14 protein-coding genes and 5 tRNA genes are annotated in these 15,657 nt (G+C 61.3%); 12 read left to right on the top strand and 7 right to left on the bottom strand.

Translation table 11 applies throughout. The features are described from left to right. Positions 1 to 206: 206 nt before the first annotated feature. The 6 genes from KDW95_RS19970 to hemA all read right to left on the bottom strand — a co-directional run bounded on the left by KDW95_RS19970 (position 207) and on the right by hemA (position 5,219). On the bottom strand, positions 207 to 560 hold the full coding sequence (locus tag KDW95_RS19970) for a RidA family protein (protein WP_255853521.1): 354 nt from the start codon (positions 558 to 560) through the stop codon (positions 207 to 209). A 140-nt stretch (positions 561 to 700) separates the two neighbouring features. Then, positions 701 to 1,111, bottom strand: coding sequence for a CoA-binding protein (locus tag KDW95_RS19965; protein ID WP_255853520.1), 411 nt, complete (start codon positions 1,109 to 1,111; stop codon positions 701 to 703). Between the two features lie 5 nt (positions 1,112 to 1,116). Beyond that, positions 1,117 to 1,875, bottom strand: a complete 759-nt coding sequence (locus KDW95_RS19960) for a HesA/MoeB/ThiF family protein (RefSeq protein ID WP_255853519.1) — start codon at positions 1,873 to 1,875, stop codon at positions 1,117 to 1,119. Beyond that, on the bottom strand, positions 1,869 to 2,720 hold the full coding sequence (prmC, locus tag KDW95_RS19955; RefSeq protein WP_304941566.1) for a peptide chain release factor N(5)-glutamine methyltransferase: 852 nt from the start codon (positions 2,718 to 2,720) through the stop codon (positions 1,869 to 1,871). The genes KDW95_RS19960 and prmC overlap by 7 nt, the downstream gene beginning before the upstream one ends. Before the next feature lie 34 nt (positions 2,721 to 2,754). Next, a complete protein-coding gene (gene prfA, locus KDW95_RS19950) occupies positions 2,755 to 3,840 on the bottom strand; it encodes a peptide chain release factor 1 (RefSeq protein ID WP_255853518.1) in 1,086 nt (361 codons plus the stop codon). Positions 3,841 to 3,950: 110 nt separating this feature from the next. Continuing rightward, positions 3,951 to 5,219 carry a glutamyl-tRNA reductase gene (gene hemA / locus KDW95_RS19945; protein WP_255853517.1) on the bottom strand — a complete coding sequence of 423 codons (1,269 nt, stop codon included), beginning with the start codon at positions 5,217 to 5,219 and terminating at the stop codon, positions 3,951 to 3,953. A gap of 182 nt (positions 5,220 to 5,401) precedes the next feature. Between hemA and KDW95_RS19940 the strand changes: the two genes are divergently transcribed. The 12 genes from KDW95_RS19940 (at position 5,402) to KDW95_RS19885 (ending at position 14,220) form a co-directional block, all read left to right on the top strand. Then, positions 5,402 to 7,105 carry a tetratricopeptide repeat protein gene (locus KDW95_RS19940; protein WP_255853516.1) on the top strand — a complete coding sequence of 568 codons (1,704 nt, stop codon included), beginning with the start codon at positions 5,402 to 5,404 and terminating at the stop codon, positions 7,103 to 7,105. Further along, positions 7,105 to 7,689 (top strand): lipoprotein insertase outer membrane protein LolB, encoded by a 585-nt coding sequence (gene lolB / locus KDW95_RS19935; protein WP_255853515.1) that lies wholly within the window; start codon positions 7,105 to 7,107, stop codon positions 7,687 to 7,689. The genes KDW95_RS19940 and lolB overlap by 1 nt, the downstream gene beginning before the upstream one ends. A gap of 119 nt (positions 7,690 to 7,808) precedes the next feature. After that, positions 7,809 to 7,883, top strand: a tRNA-Gln gene (locus KDW95_RS19930). A gap of 67 nt (positions 7,884 to 7,950) precedes the next feature. Beyond that, the gene (locus tag KDW95_RS19925; protein ID WP_255853514.1) at positions 7,951 to 8,892 is read left to right on the top strand and encodes a ribose-phosphate pyrophosphokinase; all 942 of its coding nucleotides are present in this window, start codon (positions 7,951 to 7,953) and stop codon (positions 8,890 to 8,892) included. Between the two features lie 123 nt (positions 8,893 to 9,015). After that, on the top strand, positions 9,016 to 9,615 hold the full coding sequence (locus tag KDW95_RS19920) for a 50S ribosomal protein L25/general stress protein Ctc (protein ID WP_255853513.1): 600 nt from the start codon (positions 9,016 to 9,018) through the stop codon (positions 9,613 to 9,615). A gap of 31 nt (positions 9,616 to 9,646) precedes the next feature. Beyond that, positions 9,647 to 10,234: an aminoacyl-tRNA hydrolase gene (gene pth / locus KDW95_RS19915; RefSeq protein ID WP_255853512.1), complete on the top strand. Its 588-nt coding sequence runs from the start codon at positions 9,647 to 9,649 to the stop codon at positions 10,232 to 10,234. Between the two features lie 17 nt (positions 10,235 to 10,251). Continuing rightward, positions 10,252 to 11,346: a redox-regulated ATPase YchF gene (ychF, locus tag KDW95_RS19910; protein ID WP_255853511.1), complete on the top strand. Its 1,095-nt coding sequence runs from the start codon at positions 10,252 to 10,254 to the stop codon at positions 11,344 to 11,346. An 85-nt stretch (positions 11,347 to 11,431) separates the two neighbouring features. Next, positions 11,432 to 11,508: transfer RNA gene (locus KDW95_RS19905), tRNA-Met, on the top strand. 103 nt (positions 11,509 to 11,611) lie between these two features. Continuing rightward, positions 11,612 to 11,686 (top strand) — tRNA-Gln (locus KDW95_RS19900). Between the two features lie 4 nt (positions 11,687 to 11,690). Then, positions 11,691 to 11,767: transfer RNA gene (locus KDW95_RS19895), tRNA-Met, on the top strand. Positions 11,768 to 11,827: 60 nt separating this feature from the next. After that, a tRNA-Gln gene (locus KDW95_RS19890) sits at positions 11,828 to 11,902 on the top strand. Between the two features lie 185 nt (positions 11,903 to 12,087). Beyond that, complete coding sequence (locus KDW95_RS19885; protein WP_255853510.1) at positions 12,088 to 14,220, top strand: EAL domain-containing protein; 2,133 nt, start codon at positions 12,088 to 12,090, stop codon at positions 14,218 to 14,220. A gap of 65 nt (positions 14,221 to 14,285) precedes the next feature. Here KDW95_RS19885 and serB read toward each other — a convergent pair whose 3' ends face one another. Beyond that, positions 14,286 to 15,530: a phosphoserine phosphatase SerB gene (serB, locus tag KDW95_RS19880; RefSeq protein WP_255853509.1), complete on the bottom strand. Its 1,245-nt coding sequence runs from the start codon at positions 15,528 to 15,530 to the stop codon at positions 14,286 to 14,288. Positions 15,531 to 15,657: the final 127 nt, after the last annotated feature.

Raw genomic sequence — 15,657 nt, 5'->3', positions numbered from 1 at the left:
AAAGCGCCCAGGAGGCTGTCCGAGAATACTGGCCGTCGCGAGATCCGGCTGATTTGAGCGGGTTTTTGCGGTGTTTTAAGGCGAATAGTGGTTCTATTTAACGCAAAACAGCACAAAAAACAGCCAAACTCAGTTGGTTCGCAGTAGGTTCAGTATTGTCGAGCAGGCTCCCTGGAGGCGCTTTCGAGAGGTCAATGGAACGAGGATTACTTTTTCAGTGCCGCAACCACGGACACTTCAACCAGCAGTTCAGGTCGCGCCATGCGGGCTTCAACGCAGGCGCGGGCCGGTGCGTGCCCTTCCGGAACCCAGGCATCCCAGACTTCATTCATGGCGGCGAAGTCCTTCATGTCACGGATATACAGGGTCGCGGACAGCAGGTGCTCGCGATCACTGCCGGCCTGGGCCAGCAGGGTGTCGACCTTGTCCAGCATCGTCTGCGTCTGCTCGCGAATATCGGCATTGGCATCGGCCGCCACCTGGCCACAGAGGTAAACAGTGTCATTGTGAATCACGATCCGGCTCATGCGCTGGCCGGTTTCCATACGGGTAAGGCTCATCGGTTTATCCTGTCGTTGGGCTGATATAGAGCGCCCATTTTACGGACCCGGTTGCGGGCAACCAGGCAAAATTCTCTAAAAAAATCGCCCTGTGCAGACAGATGCTTTGAAATCCACACAATCAGGCGATGATCCACCGGTCACAGATTCAGCCGCGGAATCTCCAGCGCCGGGCAGCGATCCATCACCACATCCAGGCCCGCGGCCTGGGCACGCTCGGCCGCAGGCTCGTTTATCACGCCCAGCTGCATCCAGATCGACTTGGCGTGCGCCGCGATGGCCGCATCCACGGCGTCACCGGCATCCACCGAGTTGCGAAAAATATCCACCATGTCGATGGGCTCATCAATTTCCGACAGTGATGCCCTGACCGACTGCCCCAGGATGCTGGCGCCGGCTTCGGTTGGATTAACCGGGATAACGCGGTAGCCCTTGGCCATCAGGTACCCCATGACCTGGTGACTGGCGCGGTGCGGCCGGGGGCTCGCGCCCACCAGGGCGATGGTCTTGCTGCTCTCAAGAATCTTTCGAATTATATTGTCGTCGTTCAAAACCTTTACTCCTTGCCGACCTGACCACAGACCGGGCATGAGGGATCCTGCTTCAATTTCAAGGTGCGCCACTCCATGCTGCGGGCATCAAGCAGCTGCAGTCGCCCCACCAGTGGCTGACCGATCGCGGCCAGCACCTTCAACGCTTCCATGGCCTGTACCGAACCGATAATGCCCACCAACGGTGCCAGCACGCCGGATTCGGAGCAGGTCAGATTTTCTTCCTCACCGTCACGATAGAGACACTGGTAGCAGGGCGCACCCGGCTGCCTGGAGTCAAATACGGCGACCTGTCCTTCCATGCGGATCGCCGCCCCCGACACCAGCGGCCGCCGGTGCCGGACGCAGGCCCGGTTGACGGCGAAGCGGGTACCGAAGTTGTCGCAGCAGTCCAACACCAGATCAACACCGGCCACCAGTTCATCCAGACGCTGTTCCGACAGCCGTTCACACAGCGTTTCGATTCGAATATCGGGATTAAGTGCCGCCAGCGTTTCACGTGCCGACTCAACCTTGGGCCGACCCAGCCGCGGCGTGCTGTGCACGATCTGGCGCTGCAGGTTGCTCAGATCAACCTCGTCGTCGTCCACCAGCACCAGCTCACCAACGCCCGCCGCCGCCAGGTACATGGCCACCGGGCTGCCCAGTCCACCCAGACCGATAATCAGGACCCGGGAGCCGAGCCAGGCTTCCTGGCCACCGATCTCAACCTCCGGCAGCATGATCTGCCGGCTGTAACGCAACAACTGCTCGTCTGTCAGCATTCAGTCACTCCTTGCAGATTCCAGCGCCCCCGGGTGACGCGATCGCGCCCGCCCAGATCCGGCACTGTGACAACTTCGCCGTAACCCAGTTCATCCAGCAGGCCACGTACCGCCGCGCCCTGGTCAAATCCGTGCTCAAACAGCAGCCAGCCGCCGGGTTCCAGCACCGACCGCGCGCCGGTGGCGATATGGCGAATATCCGCCAGACCCGCATCCTCGGCCACCAGCGCCGAGGCCGGTTCAAAGCGTACATCGCCCCGCCCCAGGTGAGGGTCGGCGGGATCGATATAGGGCGGATTGCTGACAACCATCGCAAAGCGGCCCGCCAGCGGCTCGAACCAGCTGCCCTCGACAAAGCGGGCATTGCCGATTCCCAGGCGGGCCGCGTTGCGCTGCGCCAGCGCCACCGCGGCCGCAATGCGGTCACAGCCGGTCAGTGACCACTGACTGCGCTCGCTGGCCAGCGCCAGGGCGATGGCTCCGGTGCCGGTGCCCAGGTCCGCCACCCGGAAATCGCCATCAGGCAGCAATTCGAGCGCCTGCTCCACCAGGGTTTCGGTATCGGGCCGCGGAATCAGCGTATCGGCACTGACCTCAAGATCCAGCGTCCAGAAGCCGCGCCGCCCGGTGAGGTGTGCCACCGGCTCCCCCGCCAGACGCCGCTGCAGCAAGGCCTCGAACGCCGCGGCCTGCGGGGACGACAGCACCCGCTCGGGGTGCATGAACAGGTAGGTACGGCCGCACTCGAGCAGATGGCACAGCAGCAGTTCCAGATCCAGCCGGGCACTGTCGCTGTTCACCAGCTGGGGGGCACACTGCAGCGCCCTGGCGATCGTCAGGCTCACCGGCACAGACTCATTGCGCTGTTCTCATGCGGCCTTACTCCTCTGAGAGCGCGCCCAGCTGCTCGGTCTGGTATTCCACCAGCAGCGGGTCGATAACGGCATTCAGTTCGCCGTTCATGATTTCGCCTAGCTTGTAGAGCGTCAGGTTAATGCGGTGATCCGTCACTCGGCCCTGGGGGTAGTTGTAGGTACGAATGCGCTCGGAGCGGTCACCACTGCCCACCAGGCTCTTGCGGGTACTGGCCTGGGCCGCGGCGTGGCGCTCCTGCTCGGCCGACTGCAGCCGTGCTGCCAGCAGCGACATGGCCCGCGCACGGTTCTTGTGCTGCGAGCGCTCATCCTGGCATTCCACTACCACACCGGTCGGAATATGGGTAATGCGGATGGCAGAGTCCGTCTTGTTGACGTGCTGACCGCCGGCGCCCGAAGCACGGAAGGTATCCACCCGCAGGTCGGCCTTGTTGATGGCAATCTCGGCCACTTCGTCCAGCTCCGGCATCACGGCCACGGTACAGGCCGAGGTATGAATGCGGCCCTGGGATTCGGTCTCCGGTACCCGCTGCACCCGGTGCGCACCGGATTCGAACTTGAGGCGCGAGTACACGTCCTGCCCCACCACCCGGGTAATGATTTCCTTGTAGCCGCCGTGTTCACCCTCGCTGGCACTGATGATCTCGATGCGCAGCCCCTGCTGCTCGGCATAGCGCGAGTACATGCGAAACAGGTCCCCGGCAAAGATGGCCGCCTCGTCACCGCCGGTGCCGGCGCGAACCTCGAGAAAGACATTGCGGCCGTCATTCGGGTCACGCGGCAACAGCAGAATCTGCAGCTGCGCCTCGAGCTCCTCAATGCGCGCGCGGGCGCCACCGATCTCTTCGCGTGCCATTTCGCGCATCTCGGCATCGCTGTCATCGAGCATCAGCTCGGCTTCTGCCAGGTCGTCCAGCGCGCCCAGGTAGGCATTGAAGCCTTCCACCACGGGCTCAAGCTCGGCATATTCGCGCGACAGGTCGCGGTAACGGTTCTGGTCGGCCTGTGTACCCGGGTCGCTCAACAGGGCTGCCACTTCCTCGTGGCGGTCGGTGAGCTTTTCCAGCTTGTTGCGTATAGAGGTTTTCATGTTAGTCAGCGTCAACCGTAGGGACAGTTGATAGAGCTCCTGCACGAGCTGCATCAGAGATAAGGCACCTGGGGAACCGGCCTGGCCTGGAACCCTCGAATGCGTTCATGTTATTTGGCGTCAGCACTGTCGGACAGCTGATACAGTTCCTGCACCAGCTGCAGCATCTCTTCGCGTCCATCCGCGCTGGCCTTGCGCAGCTGAATCGTGGGCGAATGCAGCAGCTTGTTGGTCAGGCGACTGGCCAGCAGCGCCAGCACCTGATCCGCCGGCTTGCCGTTGCGCAGCAGTTTCATGGCCTGCTCCAGCGCCTCATCCCGCAGGACCTCGGCTCTTGAGCGCAGCGCCGTGAGCGTGTCAACGGCACCCAGCTCGCGCAGCTGGCGCATAAAGGTCAGGGCACCGCGGGCAATGATTTCTTCCGCTTCCAGCGCGGCGGTTTCACGCGAGCGCTGGTTTTCCTCAATCACGTCTTTCAGGTCATCAACGCTGTAAAGATACACGTCGTCCAGTTCCCCCACCTGGGGCTCGATATCCCGGGGTACGGCGATATCCACCATGAACACCGGCTTGTGCTTGCGCTTTTTCAGAGCATCTTCCACCGCGCCCTTGCCCAAAATGGGCAGCTGGCTGGCGGTGGAGGAAATCACGATATCGGCTTCTGCCAGCACCCGGGGAATATCAGCCAGCACGATGGCTCGGCCGCCGACGGAATCTGCCAGCGCCTGGGCCCGGCCCAGGGTACGGTTGGCCACGATCATGGAGCGCACACCGGCCTGGCTCAGGTGACGCGCCACCAGTTCAATGGTTTCACCGGCACCGATCAGCAGCGCGCGGCTGCTGCCAAGATCAGAGAAAATATGCTGCGCCAGGCTGACCGCTGCATAGGCCACCGACACCGGATTCTGACCAATGGCGGTATCGGTACGCACCTGCTTGGCAACGGCAAAGGTCTGCTGGAACAGCCGGCCGAGTTCTGCACCGGCCAGCCCCTGCTCCTGGGAGACGGCATAGGCGGACTTGAGCTGCCCCAGGATTTGCGGCTCGCCCAGCACCAGGGAGTCCAGGCCGCTGGCCACCCGCATCATGTGCCGTGCCGCGTCCTCGTCCCAGTGCGCGTAGATACACTGGGCCAACAGGCTGGGCGCCAGGTGATGATAGTCGCCCAGCCACTGCAGCAAGGCATCCAGACCGGTAGCGTCGGTGGAGCAATACAGCTCGGTACGGTTGCAGGTCGACAGTATGGCGACTTCCCTGAGCCGGCCGGATGCGCGGGCATGCTCCAGGGCATCAACCAGCTGCTCCGGCGCGAATGCCACCTTTTCGCGCACCTCGAGCGGAGCGGTTTTGTGGTTGATACCTAACGCCAATAGAGCCATGGAGACGGTGCAGAACCTCAGCGGTAATATTCAGGCGCGTCATAATACACCTTCTTCGGGCCAAGAAGAAAATCCGGCCACCGGAACTTTCCATTCAAACCTCCGCCCAACGGACGCATGACAATAACGCCAACCTTCCTCTATAGTGACCCAACACCCCAAGGGACCTGACCTGAAGCCCCATGAACAAAACCCTGCTCGGCATTGTGATCAGCTCGCTATTTGCCGCGGGCTGCAGTTTCCAGCCTGCCAAAACCGAAACCACCGCCCCCCTGGCACTGGACCCCGTGCAGTACCAGCCGGGCGAGTTCAATCGTGAGTCCCTGTTGCAGCTGCTGCAGGCAGAGATTGCCGGCCAGCGGCGCCAGTTTGATGTCGCGCTGGAGATTTACCTGCAGCAGGCCAGGCTGACCCGCGACCCGGGCGTGGCGGAGCGGGCCACCCGTATTGCCCAGTACCTGCAGCGTCCGGACGACATGCTGCAGGCCGCCGAGCTCTGGATCGAGGCACAGCCGGACAACCCCGAGCCCTACCAGCTCGCCGCCGGCCTGCTGTTGCACGAAGGCGACTACGAGGCCGCCCTGCCGCTGATGGAGCGTGCCCTGGCCGAAGACAGTCGCCAGGCGCTGGCGCTGCTCGTGGGCCAGGCTGGCAACATCAGCCCCCGGCAACTCGACGGCTATATCGCCATGCTGGACCGTCAGCTGGAAAAGGCGCCGGGCGACAGCTACCTGCTGCTGACCCGCGGCCAGCTGCTCAAGCAGCTCGACCGAACCGACGAGGCGCTGGCTGACTTCGACCAGGTATTGCGGCAGAACCCGGACGACCTCGATGCCCTGATGCTGAAGGCGGAACTGCTGCGCCTGAGTGACCGCCCCGGCGAGGCGCTGCAATTGCTGCGTCCCTACCTGAAAAGCCAGAGCGAAAATCGCCAGATACGGGTGCTGCAGGTGCAGCTGCTGTTCCAGGACCAGCAGCAGTCACAAGCCAGCGACGCCGCCCGCAGACTGATCCGGGATTTCCCCGATGACAACCAGCTGCACTATTACCTGGCATTGCTGATGCTGGAAAATGATCAGCTGAGCCAGAGCCGCATCGCCCTGGAGCAGCTGCTGGAGCAATCCCCGGACAACAGCGAACCCCACTTTTACCTGGGCTACATCGCCCAGACGCAGGGACGCAACGAGGAAGCGATCGAGCATTACAGCCGCGTCAGCGATGGCTCCAACCTGTTTCAGTCCTATGCCCGCACCCTCAACCTGCTGGACACGCCGGCCGACCAGGCCCGCATCGAGCTGATTCTGGAAAATGCCCGCGCCCGCTACCCGGAGCTCGCACCCCGTTTTTATGGCCTGCAGGCCGAATGGCTCAACCAGCACGCCAGCCGGGACGCCGCCCTGGCCATCCTGGACCAGGGCCTGGCGGAACTCGGCAACGAGGTCACCCTGCTGTACAGCCGCGCCATGCTCATCGACCCGGACAATTTTCCGCAGATCGAGCAGGATCTGCGCAAGGTGCTCGAAATGGAGCCGGACAACGCCAGTGCACTGAACGCCCTGGGCTACACCCTGACCCTTTACACTGATCGCTACGACGAAGCCTACCGGCTGATCGAACAGGCCCTGCAGCAAAAGCCGGACGACCCCGCGGTGCTGGATTCCATGGGCTGGGTGCTGTTCAAGCTGCAGCGCTTTGCCGAAGCCATCGACTACCTGCAACGGGCCTACGACAACTTCCCGGACCCGGAAGTCACCGGCCACCTGATCCGGGCCTACTGGGCCGATGGTCGCCAGAACCGTGCCCGCGAACTGCTGGAGCAGCACCTGGGCGAGGATCCACAGAACGAACACCTGCGTGAAGCGGCCAGGGCACTGGGAGTCAACTGATGCGCGCACTCCTGCTGACGCTGCTGCTGACCCTGCTGGCCGGCTGCAGTACCTTTCGGGCCGACCCCGCACCGCCCAGCGGCAGCTGGGATGAATACCAGCTGCGGGCGCTGGCGCTGCAGAACTGGACGCTGGACAGCAAGGTCGGCATCCGCACCGCGGATGACAGCCAGAGCGCCCGCATGCAATGGCAGCAACAGACGCCAGACTATCGCATCAGCATCAGCGGCCCGCTGGGCCAGGGGGGCGCCCTGATCGAGGGTAACGATCAGGGCGTGAGCATCGATATCGCCGGCGAAGGCCGCTACGCCTCGGACAGCCCCGAAGCGCTGCTGCAATCGCTGCTGGGCTGGAGCTTTCCGGTCGAACAGGTGAGGTTCTGGATTCGCGGCCTGCCGGCGCCCGGCCTGCCCTTTGCACCGACATTCAGCGAAAATCGTCTGCAAACGCTTGAACAGGGCGGATGGTTGATCCATTATTCCGCCTACTCAAAGGACCTGGGGCAGGTGCTGCCACAGCGCATAACCCTGAAACGCGCAGATCTGACCATCACGGTGATCATCAAGGAGTGGATCGCGTCCTGAGCAACGACAGCTTTTTTGCTGTTCGTTTCCCTTTGACTGCACTTCGGGCTTGACCTAACGGGCCGGTTTGAGCAGAATATGCGCCTTCTTTCGGGAGGCCAACTCCAAAGGAGAGATACTGGGGTATCGCCAAGCGGTAAGGCACTGGATTCTGATTCCAGCATGCGGAGGTTCGAATCCTCCTACCCCAGCCATTTACTCATGAAATACTCCCTGTCAGCTTCGAATTCCAACTCCGAACCAACCGAGAAGGTGCTCGCCGTGTCTAGAATGATGGTCTTCACCGGCAATGCCAATCCGGAACTCGCCCAGAAAGTGGTCGAGCGCCTTGATATTCCGATGGGCAAAGCAGTCGTCGGCCGTTTTAGCGACGGTGAAGTGAACGTAGAGATCCAGGAAAACGTCCGCGGCAAGGATGTCTTCATCATCCAGTCGACCTGCGCACCGACCAACGACAACCTGATGGAACTCATCGTGCTGGCGGACGCGCTGCGTCGCGCATCCGCCAGCCGCGTGACCGCCGTAGTGCCCTACTTTGGCTACGCCCGTCAGGATCGCCGCCCCCGCTCTGCCCGCGTGGCAATCAGCGCCCGGGTCGTGGCGGACATGATCTCCGCTGTCGGCATCGACCGCGTACTGACCGTTGACCTGCATGCCGACCAGATCCAGGGCTTCTTCGACAGCCCTGTGGACAACGTCTACGGCTCGCCGGTGCTGCTGGATGACATCGTAGATCAGCAGTACGACAACATCATGGTCGTGTCACCGGACGTCGGCGGCGTGGTGCGTGCCCGCGCCATCGCCAAGCAGCTGGATTGCGACCTGGCCATCATCGACAAGCGCCGTGAGCGTGCCAACGAGTCCCAGGTGATGAACATCATCGGTGATGTCGAAGGCCGCACCTGCATCCTGGTCGACGACATGTGCGATACCGCCGGCACCCTGTGCAAGGCTGCCAAAGCGCTGAAAGACAACGGTGCTGCCAAGGTTTACGCCTATGCAACCCACCCGGTACTGTCAGGCCCTGCGGTGCAGAACCTGAACAACAGCGAGCTGGACGAGCTGGTGGTGACGGACACCATTCCGCTATCCCAGGCCGCACAGGAATGCTCGAAGGTACGCCAGCTCACCCTGGCACCGATGCTGGCAGAAGCGGTACGCCGCGTCTGCAACGAAGAATCCATCAGCGCGATGTTCCGCTAAGCGGACAACGCCTGATCCGCACCGGCGCCACGGGCGCCGGTGTTAATGCCCACAAGGGCAACAGCGATGCTGCAGAACCTTGGTCGCGAGGTCTGCAGCTTTTATATATTGAAGGATAATCACATGACTAACTTTGTAATCGAAGCAGTATCCCGTGCGGATCAGGGCAAAGGTGCGAGCCGCCGCCTTCGCACCCAGGGACTCGTGCCTGGCATCCTGTACGGTGGCGAAAACGACAAGAACCCGATCGCGATCAGCCTGAACAACAACGAACTGGTTAAGCAGCTGAACGATCAGACTTTCTTCTCCAGCATTCTGACCATCAAGCTGAATGGCGAAGAGCAGAAAGTCATCATCAAGGATCTGCAGCGCCACCCGGCTCGCCCGCAGGTTCTGCACGCTGACTTCCAGCGCGTCACCAACGAAAGCCGCATCCGTATCACGGTTCCGCTGCAGTTCATCAACTTCGAAAAGTCTGCTGCCGCCAAGGCATCGGCCAAGTTCGCCGTTGAGAAGAACACTGCCGAGATCCTGTGCAACGCCGGCCAGCTGCCGGAAGCCCTGCAGATCGACCTGAGCAACGCTGAAGGCGGCAAGGTACTTCACCTGTCCGACATCAGCCTGCCGGAAGGCGTTGAAATCGTTGCTCTGCGTCGCGGCGGTGACCACGACCAGGGTATCGGTTACGTCTACGCTCCGCGTGGCGCCAAGGCTGCGAAGTAAGAGCTAGCAGTCTAGCGAACAAGGTGCCGGCATGAATGACAGGATCCAGCTGATCGTTGGCCTCGGGAATCCGGGCGACAACTATCATCAGACCCGCCACAATGCCGGTGCCGACCTTGTCGGGCAGCTTGCTGCCTGGCATAACTGCACGCTGGCACCGGAACGCAAGTTTCACGGACGCTACGGCAAGATCGTTCTCAACGGTCAGCCGGTCCACTTGCTGATTCCCCACACCTTCATGAATTTGAGCGGTCAGGCCGTCGCAGCCCTGGCAACGTTCTACAAGATTCCCACCCAGTCCATTCTGGTCGCTCATGATGAGCTCGACCTGCCCCCCGGTGTCGCCCGTTTCAAGCATGGCGGCGGACACGGTGGTCACAATGGTCTGCGTGACATCATTACCCGCCTGGGTAATGACAAGAATTTCTACCGCCTGCGCTTAGGTATTGGCCACCCCGGCCACAGCAGCCAGGTTGCCGCCTTCGTACTCAAGAAGGCTCCCGGCAGCGAGCGGGACAAAACCCTCGCCGCCTCCGATGAAGCCCTGCGATACCTGCCCGAAGCCACTTCCGGGGAATGGGGTCGCGCCATGAACGGGCTCCACAGCTTCCAAGGTTAACTGACAGGACAAGCACCATGGGTTTCAAATGCGGTATCGTCGGCCTGCCCAATGTAGGCAAGTCCACCCTGTTTAATGCACTGACCAAGGCCGGTATCGATGCCGAGAACTTTCCGTTCTGCACCATCGAACCCAACTCGGGCGTGGTGCCCATGCCGGACCCGCGCCTCAACAAGCTGGCCGACATCGTCAAGCCCCAGCGCGTGCTGCCGACCACCATGGAATTTGTCGATATCGCAGGCCTGGTCGCCGGCGCCTCCAAGGGCGAGGGCCTGGGCAACAAGTTCCTGGCCAACATCCGCGAAACCGATGCCATCGCCCATGTCGTGCGCTGCTTTGAAGACGACAACGTGATTCATGTCGCCAACCGCATTCACCCGCTGGATGATATCGAGATCATCAACATGGAGCTGGCGCTGGCAGACCAGGATTCCGTCGAGAAGCAGCTGCAGCGCGTGACCCGCAACGCCAAGGGCGGTGACAAGGACGCCCTGCGCGCCAAGGCGCTGCTGGAGAAACTGCTGCCGCACCTGAGCGAAGGCCAGCCGGTACGCTCCATGACCAACCTGAGCGAAGACGATTACAAGCTGCTGCCCAGCCTGCACCTGCTGACCACCAAGCCGACCATGTACATCGCCAACGTGTCCGAGGACGGCTTCGAAGACAACCCGCACCTGGACCAGGTGCGCGAGCTGGCCGCCACCGAAGGTGCGGTTGTGGTCGCCATCTGCAACAAGCTGGAATCCGAAATCGCCGAACTCGACGACGAAGAGCGCCTCGAGTTCCTGCAGGACCTGGGCATGGAAGAACCGGGCCTGGACCGCGTTATCCGCGCAGGCTACGGCCTGCTGGGCCTGCAGACCTACTTCACCGCCGGCGTGAAGGAAGTCCGCGCCTGGACCGTCAAGGTCGGTGCCACGGCCCCCCAGGCGGCTGGCGTGATTCACACCGATTTCGAGAAAGGCTTCATCCGCGCAGAAGTGGTGGGCTATGACGACTTCGTCAACTTCAACGGCGAACAGGGTGCCAAGGAAGCCGGTAAATGGCGCCTGGAAGGCAAGGAATACATCGTCAAGGATGGCGATGTGGTGCACTTCCGCTTCAACGTCTGAGGCCGCCACAGGCATCGCGAATTTTTCCTGCCAAGCTGTTGACAACTAAGCAGAATCAGAGAATAATTCGCGCCTCAACAAGTACGGCAATGTAGCTCAGTTGGTTAGAGCAACGCATTCATAATGCGTGGGTCGCAGGTTCGAATCCCGCCATTGCCACCATTCTCAATGGATTGAGAGTACCGGCTGTCATGGCCACCATTCAGGACACTCCGGTGTCGAGCAATGGAGTCACCCTCAGGGGTGAGTATCAAGTTGAGGCTGTAGGGGTATAGCCAAGCGGTAAGGCAACAGGTTTTGATCCTGTCATGCGGAGGTTCGAATCCTCCTACCCCTGCCACAGTGGCAATGTAGCTCAGTTGGTTAGAGCAACGCATTCATAATGCGTGGGTCGCAGGTTCGAGTCCCGCCATTGCCACCATTTACAGATGAGCATGCAACATGCGCATCAAGAGTCGCCTCAGGGCACTCTGCACGGTATTGGGGTATCGCCAAGCGGTAAGGCACTGGATTCTGATTCCAGCATGCGGAGGTTCGAATCCTCCTACCCCAGCCACTCTTTTGAAATACACTCCGATCGATTTCCATTGCGTTTTACCCGCCGGACAAGCATCGGACTCCTCAGACAGACATCATCTGGTTTCAGATTCATCCCCCCAGCACTTCCCTGACAGCACCGACCAAAGCGGCTACACTTGCTGCACAGTTTGCCCCTACGGATCGATGGCTATTGGTGCCCCCATGTCTGACTCAACCACGTCGAATGCCGCCGACACCCAACCTGAGCCCCAGGGCCCGCGCGACCCGCGCCGACTGCGCAAGAACGTACACATCCTTTTTCTGGGGCTTGCCTCGAGCGAAACCGACCATGTCATCAATCTGCTACGCTCGGCCCGCATCGCCCCGCGTGGACGCCAGATCGAAAACGAAAAAGACTTTCTCGGCGCCCTGAGCGAACGCTCCTGGGACCTGATCGTCTGCTCACCCAACGAAGGCGAACTGAAAAACAACCGCGTCCTGCACCACCTGCTGCGCCTGGACAAGGATATTCCGGTGGTACAGCTGATGGACGAGCTGGACTGCGCCCGCATGGCCAAGGGCCTCAAGGACGGCATGCGCGCGGTGGTAAGCAAACAGGATACCGAGTTGCTGCTATTGAGCCTGCAGCAGGAGCTGAGCAGCCTGGAACACCGCCGCGACCTGCGCATGGCCGAGGCGAGGCTCAGCGATGCCGAACGGCGCTGCCAACAGCTGATGGATGTTTCCAGCAACGGCATCGTCTGTCTCGACGGTGAGCGCATCATGTATGCCAACCCCTGCTTCTGTCGCCTGTTTGGCTACAGCGATGAAGGCCCGCTGCTCAACCAGCCGTTTGAGCGCCTCATGATCGCCGAAGACCGCGAAGAGCTGACCGAACAGCTGCGCGCCTTCAAGGACGCCAGGCGCAAGGACATGCTGATGCAGCTGTCGGCCGAGCGCGCCGATGGCAGCAACTTCGTTGCCAACCTCGAAATGCAGGAAGCACGCTACAACGACAGACCCTGCGTACAGCTCACCATTCGCCCGGATCGCCAGTTCCGTGAACTGCAACAGGCGGCACAGCAGGAGCTGGTCACCGGCCTTTATAACCGCCAGTTCCTGGAGCAGAGCCTGGAAGAATCCGTCCAGAACGCCCTGAACGGCGGCTATGACTGTAACCTGCTCTATATCAGCATCGATCAGTACAGCGTCATTCGCTCGGAGATAGGCTTTGAGGGCTGCGACCAGGTGGCACGGGACATTGCCGACATCCTGCGTCAGAACGTCAACCAGGCCCACCTGATCGCCCGCCCCAGCGATGACATCTTTGTGGTGATATTCCGCGACCCCAGCCCCGACAAGTCGGTACGCCTGGCCCGCAAACTGTGCGGCGCCATCGCCGACAACACCACCAGCGTCAACAGCACGCTGCTGCATGTCACCTGCTCCATCGGCGTCACCACCATCAACGACAACTCTCCCCGGCCCGACGAAGTGGTGGCCCGCGCTCGCATGGCATCGGAAAGCCTGCGCAACCGCCAGAGTGGCGGCAATGGCGTGAAACTGTACACCGTGGAAACCCAGGCCAAGCCCAGCGATTCCAAAACCGTGCGCATGCTGCGCGATGCGGTCAAGGATCAGCGTTTCCGCCTGCTGTTTCAGCCGGTGGTCGCGCTGCACCAGGAAACCGACGCCAACCACTACGAGGTGCTGCTGCGCCTGCTGGACCCGGAGAACCGGGAAATATCCCCCAATATCTTTCTGGCCACCGTGGACCATGCCGACCTCAGCATCACCATGGACCGCTGGGTGATTCGCGAAAGCCTGCAGCAGCTGCGCACGGAACTGGAGAAGGGCCACCGCAACCGGCTCTTTATCACCATTACCGGCGGCACCCTGAAGGACAAGGACCTGGTGCCCTGGCTGTCCGATGTACTGCGTGAGTTCCGCCTGCCGGCGGACCGCATCGTGTTCCAGCTCAGCGAAACCGATATCTCATCCCAGCTGCCAACAGCCATCGAATTCACCCGCGCCATCAAGGAACTGCACTGCCGCATCTGCATCAAGCACTTCGGCACCTCCACCAGCTACCGCGAGGTCGCTAAGGCCATCGCCGCCGACTACATCAAGATCGACGGCTCCTACGTGCAGGACCTGGCCAACAGCAACTCGCTGGATAAAAGCTTCAACCGGATGGTCGAGCAGCTCAACAGCAATCGCCGCATCACCATTGCGCCGCTGGTCGAGGGCACCAAGGTCATGAGCAAACTGTGGAAGTCCGGGGTCAACCTGATTCAGGGCTACTACCTGCAGCCTCCGCGCGAACGCATGGATTACGACTTCTTCGAGCAGTAGTCGCGCCCGTTAATCACATACCAGCAGAGCCCGCCATTGCAGCGGGCTCTGTCGTTTAATCCCGATCAGCCCTGGCTGTCGGCAGCCGGCACCAGGGTATCACGGTCCCGGAAGCCGATCAGGTAGAGAATGCCGTCCAGCCCCAGGGTGGAGATGGCCTGCTTGGCACTCTGGCGCACCAGCGGCTTGGCACGAAACGCGATGCCGAGCCCGGCAATCGACAGCATCGGCAGGTCGTTGGCGCCATCTCCCACAGCGATGGTCTGCTCCAGCCGCACACCTTCACGGGCGGCAATTTCGCGCAGCAGTTCCGCCTTGCGCTGGCCGTTGACGATATCGCCCTTCACTTCGCCCGTGACCTTACCATCGACAATATCCAGGTCGTTGGCATAGACATAGTCAAACCCCAGCTTCTGCTGCAGGTAGCGCCCGAAGTAATTGAAGCCGCCGGACAGAATCGCCGTCTTGAAACCCAGTGCCCGCAAGTTGGATACCAGCTCCTCCACGCCTTCGGTCATCGGCAGGTTCTCGGCAATGCGCTGCAGTACAGAAGCATCGAGCCCCTTGAGCAGTGCCACGCGACGGCGGAAGCTCTCGTCAAAGTCCAGCTCGCCGCGCATCGCCGCTTCGGTAATCTCGATCACCTGATCGCCGACCCCGGCCTCCTTGGCCAGCTCGTCGATCACCTCGGCTTCGATCAGGGTCGAATCCATGTCGAACACCACCAGGCGGCGGTTGCGGCGGTAGATGTTGTCTTCCTGGAAGGCGATATCCACGTCCAGGTCACTGGCGGCCTTGAGGAACTCCTCCCGCAGTGCGCCATTGTCCGCCGGTACACCACGTACCGAGAACTCGACGCAGGCCTTGGTGCGATCCCCCGGGCCAGGCACGCTATTGAGCGACACCCGGCCGGACAGGCGACTGATATTGTCGATGTTCAGATCATGGCGTGCGGCTATTTCGGTCACCTTGGCGATATGGGCCGAGGTGATACGCCGCGCCAGCAGGGTAATAATATGGCGTGACTTGCCCTGCACACCCACCCAGGACTCGTAGGCGCTTTCGTCCACCGGCTCAAAGCGCACGGTCATTTGCAGCTCATGCGCCTTGAACAGCAGATCCCGCAGTACGCCGGAGGATTCCGCCGCCCCGGGCACTTCCACCAGAATGCCAAGCGACAGGGTGTTGTGAATCACCGCCTGGCCGATATCGAGAATGTTGATGTTGTACTGCGCCAGAATGGCGCTGATTGCGGAGGTCACGCCCGGCTTGTCGGTGCCGGAAACGGTTAGCAAGATAATCTCTTTCACGAATGATTCCATCTAGGAGCCTGTCGGACTTGACCGATCGTAGCGAGGGAAAGTCCGCTTTGAGGCAGTTTTTGAGCTCTTTTGAGGCGAAGAGTGGCTCTATTTAACAAAAAAGAGCGCGGAAAGT

The organism is Marinobacterium rhizophilum, from assembly GCF_024397915.1.
Lineage (GTDB): Bacteria > Pseudomonadota > Gammaproteobacteria > Pseudomonadales > Balneatricaceae > Marinobacterium_A > Marinobacterium_A rhizophilum_A.
The sequence above is the reverse complement of the archived record's forward strand: the minus strand, read 5'-3'. Positions and strand labels throughout refer to the sequence as shown.